Annotated in this window: 1 protein-coding gene; it reads left to right on the top strand. The window is 69.0% G+C overall.

Features of this window, described 5'->3' with window-relative positions; translation table 11 throughout:
• The coding region (locus tag ACRDSQ_RS22340; RefSeq protein WP_431423765.1) for an alpha/beta fold hydrolase at positions 1-928 on the top strand (928 nt) is incomplete at its 5' end.
• Positions 929-1251 lie beyond the last annotated feature (323 nt).

The following is a 1251-nucleotide window of genomic DNA, read 5'->3' as shown; positions in this document are numbered from 1 at the left end:
CTGCGGTGGCGCGCTGGCCCCTGCCTCCACGCCGGCGCCGACGACGCCGGGCGCGCCCGCCGCCGTACTATCCGCCACCGCCGCCGCACGCGTCCTGCGCGCCGCACGGGTGAACGGCACGCTGCTCCATTACCGCCTGGTCGGCGACTCCGGAACCCCTGTGGTCTTCGTGCACGGCACACTCGGGGATCTCGGGGTCTGGAACGCGCAGGTCGCGGCATTCGCCTCGACCCACCGCGTCCTGATCTACAGTCGCCGCTATCACCCCCCGAACCCGCCGCAGAATGACGACCAGGTATACTCGCCGATGCTCCACGCCGATGACCTCGTCGCCCTGCTGTTGACGCTCGACCTCGCCCCGGCTCACGTCGTCGGGTCCTCGTACGGCGCCTACACCGCTCTGGTGTTGGCGCTCGAGCATCCCGAGCTGGTTCGTTCAGTCGTGCTGGGTGAGCCTCCGGTGCTCCCGCTCTTGTCCCGCACTCCGGAAACCGACGCGATCCGCCGCGACTTCTTCGCAACCGCGCTGGACCCGGCACGGGCCGCGTTCACGCGCGGGGATTCCGTCGCCGGCCTTCGGTCGTTCTTCGACGGCGTGACCGGCACTCCCGGCCGGTTCGATAATCTCCCGGCTGAAGCGCGGGCCGACATGCTTGCGCATGCCTTCGAAATGCGCCGGGAGATGCTCGCCAACCGGGAGCAGTACATGCCGCGGCTGGCCTGCCCCACCCTCGGGCGGCTCCACACGCCGGTGCTGCTGCTCAGGGGGGAGCGCAGCACCCGCCTGTTTCACGCTATCACCGATGAGCTCGCCCGCTGCCTGCGTACCGACACGACGGTCACGGTTCCCGGCGCCGGACACGCCATGCACGCCGGCAATCCGGCGTATTACAACGCCGTCGTGCTGCGCTATCTTTCGACGCACTGAATCCGCACCGCATGCTCGGCGACCGCCCGGACCCCGCGCAGCAAACCGTCGCGCGCAACAGCCGCCCGTTTCTGAAGGCGATGGGACTCGCGTTGAGTGTGATCGTCCCCATCCTGGTCGTTACCGCAAGCAGCGATCCCGCCCGAGCCCCCGCCCGCCTTGGCCGTCGATCTCACCGAGGCGGAAAAGCAGAACCTCTCCGTGATTGGGGGGTGGGTCCGACATTCGACCTTCGACTTCACCGTGCCCGTGGGCGACAAGTTCAGCCCGGACTCGACGGACCTCGATGACGCGCGGTCGCACATGAAGGTCCCGTCGTGGAG

Origin of the sequence: Actinokineospora sp., assembly GCF_050699995.1 — a bacterium.
Classification (GTDB): Bacteria; Actinomycetota; Actinomycetes; order Mycobacteriales; family Pseudonocardiaceae; genus Actinokineospora.
Note: the sequence above shows the minus strand (reverse complement) of the source record. Positions and strands in the feature narration are given on the sequence as shown.